The organism is Synechococcus sp. MU1655 (assembly GCF_023630655.1).
Lineage (GTDB): Bacteria > Cyanobacteriota > Cyanobacteriia > PCC-6307 > Cyanobiaceae > Synechococcus_C.
Genome location: NZ_JAKUHK010000257.1, coordinates 1 through 2,666, shown reverse-complemented (window position 1 = coordinate 2,666; position 2,666 = coordinate 1). Strand labels below are relative to the sequence as shown.

The 2,666-nt window shown below is 52.3% G+C and carries 3 protein-coding genes and 1 tRNA gene; 2 read left to right on the top strand and 2 right to left on the bottom strand.

Features of this window, described 5'->3' with window-relative positions:
• Positions 1-901: lipid-A-disaccharide synthase-related protein (locus NCN04_RS10315; RefSeq protein WP_250396043.1), on the bottom strand; the 901-nt coding region annotated here is incomplete at its 3' end.
• A 54-nt stretch (positions 902-955) separates the two neighbouring features.
• Between NCN04_RS10315 and NCN04_RS10310 the strand changes: the two genes are divergently transcribed.
• A tRNA-Cys gene (locus NCN04_RS10310) sits at positions 956-1,026 on the top strand.
• Between the two features lie 367 nt (positions 1,027-1,393).
• A complete protein-coding gene (locus tag NCN04_RS10305; protein ID WP_250396042.1) occupies positions 1,394-2,167 on the top strand; it encodes an ion transporter in 774 nt (257 codons plus the stop codon).
• Positions 2,168-2,287: 120 nt separating this feature from the next.
• On the opposite strand, the gene NCN04_RS10300 is transcribed toward NCN04_RS10305, so the two are convergent.
• Positions 2,288-2,666, bottom strand: a 379-nt coding sequence (locus tag NCN04_RS10300; RefSeq protein ID WP_250396041.1) for a hypothetical protein, incomplete at its 5' end; no start/stop codon positions are given.

Genomic DNA, 2,666 nt, shown 5'->3' with positions numbered 1-2,666 from the left:
AGTGTTCAAGCTGACCAGGTCCCAAGAGGACAAGGACATGTCCCTTGAGCCAGCAGGCTCCTGCCTGCAAGGCCTCACTCGGTGGCGGACTGGATCGAAACCCCTGGCGCTTGAGTTCTGCACCAAGGGCTGGAAGGCCTGGAGTGCTGCCAAGCGCGACCAGCACGGCAATTGGTCGGTCGCTGGGCAACGGTGTCAAACCAAGCAGCAAACGGCTGAAGTTCCGTTCTGCTTCAGGTATTCGGCTTCCGCAGAGCAAGAGGATGCGCCTGCACCGACTCAGACTTGCAGGCGCGGTTGCGTTGCTCAGTCCATCCATCATCGGATTGCCAGGGGCTTCGGCACGGACCCCATGTCGTCGTAGCCCTCGAGCCGTTAAACGGTCACGGGTGACCACCAAATGGCAGCGTTTGTGGCGCATGAGCAGCCACTCCCATGGATCCCATTCGCTTCCCTTGAGGGCGTGATACTTGTCGCTGAGGTCGCGTCCAGGGCCGCTACGCCACGTGTAATCGCTTTTCGGGGTGCCGACGAAGCCGAAGGGCCGTCCCGAGCCCCAAGCCATCAACAGCGGGAGCAGGTCTCCCACGGCAAGGACAGCATCGACCTGAAACCGTTGCTTGCGCAGGCATCGCCATTGCTGCCAAGTGAGCAGGGGTAGCCCGGCGATGACATCCGCTAGGAGGCCCCGCAGACTTTGATTGCTAAAGCCGCCGCTTGGCAGCGGCGCGGAGGGTCCGATTTGTTGAACCCAGCCTTGTTCCGTGGCGGTCCTGAAGCTTCCCCCTTTCCCAACGAGCGGCAACACCTTCAGCGTTAGTTGCGGACGTTGGTTTCGAAGCGCCTCGATGATCTTCAAGGCGATGAGGTCTTCCCCGTGACCATTGCTGATGAGCAGCAAGGAACCAGAACCCTCGCTGATACGATCCGCTAGTGGAGTTAACGCTCCCTCAACGGCGGCATGGCCAAGTGGTAAGGCAGAGGATTGCAAATCCTTTATCCCCAGTTCGAATCTGGGTGCCGCCTTTGATCTCAACAGGCTCGAAAGAGCTTTTTTGATTGCTTTGCGTCTCCCCACGCTACGCAAAATCCTCAAATTCTTTGCTCAGAGTGTGTCTCATTTGAGATGAGTCGTGGTCTTGTTGTTGAAGGGCTTTTAAGGAGCTTGCGCTTGCTCTCCCCTTGAGGCATCTTCCCAGATCTCCGTTGTCTGAGTGGTTCTCATGCGACCACGCTGTTCTACGTGAGCTCCTGGGTATTTGTGCTTACGGGATGCCGTCGGTTGAGGTTCGGTTGTCCATGGCCGCTTCTTTTCGCGCGCAGTGCGTCTGCGCTTGGGTGGCGATGAAGGGCTTTTGGCATCAAGATAAATGCACTTTGATGGGTAGATTGGGTGAAAAATATTAGAAATAAGCTTCTTGTTTTGCTTGGGGAAGACCAAAGTGGTCGAAAAAGTACGTTTGTTGTTAAGGCTATTGGGGCTTTGATTGTCCTGTCAATTCTTTTGGCGATTCTTGCTACGGAGCCAGTGATTCGTGGGCCTCATCTTGATCTTTTGGCGAAACTAGATCTGGTTGTGGCGATCTTGTTCCTGGCAGAATATCTTTCTCGTTTATGGATTGCGCCCTTAAGGGCTGGAGCTCGTAAAGGAGTGCGAGGTGCTTTGGACTTCGCGATCACCCCCATGGCGATTCTTGATCTTGTTGCAATTGCGCCAACGATTCTTGGTTTTATTACTCCTGAGCTTTACCTCCTTCGAATTATTCGTCTTGTACGAATTGGAAGAGTAGGCCGGTCTAAGCGTTTCCAGAAAAGCGTGAGGCATTTCAATCGTGCCATTACTTCGAAGAAGGAGGAGCTGCAAATTTCCGCAATTTATTCGGCTGTTGTTATTAGTATTAGCAGTGCTTTGATGTATTTAGTTGAAGGAGGTGTTCAGTCTGAGCAGTTTGGCTCCATTCCTAGATGTCTTTGGTGGGCGGTGATTACCGTCACAACTGTTGGCTACGGAGATGTGTCTCCGGAGACTGCGGCGGGAAAGATTGTTGCTGCTATGACAGCATTGTTTGGGATTGCTGTGATCGCTATTCCTATCGGGATTATTTCTTCTGGTTTTACTGATTCTCTTAGTTTAGAGAAAGCAGGTTTAGGCTCAAAGAATAGTTAATCTTTGGCTATATTTTGGATAAGGATTCTCAATTGAGATGTCTTCGGGAGGGCGCAATTGGATTGCTTGATGATGCAGGTTGTCGTTGTTTAATGCGGTCAAATAAAGGAGTTTTTAAGTTTAGAGATAGGCCTCAGCTTTGTAAATCTCACCATTGAAGTGCAAAGCGCTGCAGCGTAGAACTCGGTTTTTCAAGCTACATTCTCCCTTTTTAGCGGCCCAAGCCTTGGGTAAGCCCATTGCAATTCCATTGGAGTTGAAGGATGCCTCGGCCACGCTTGAGACCGTGCTTTGCCAGGACGCGGCGTCTAAGCGACAGGTTCCAGTGCTGCATTTCAGAGGCGATTCTCCTTGCTTTGTGAAGGTCACAAAGGTGAGTTGTTTACGGGAATTTTTGCTGGCTCCATGACCAATGAAACGCACGGCTGCGACGGATGGACTCCGTCCCTTCAGCTGCAAGGTGATGCAGGCAACGCTGTCTTGCGTGCTGTCGATGAAG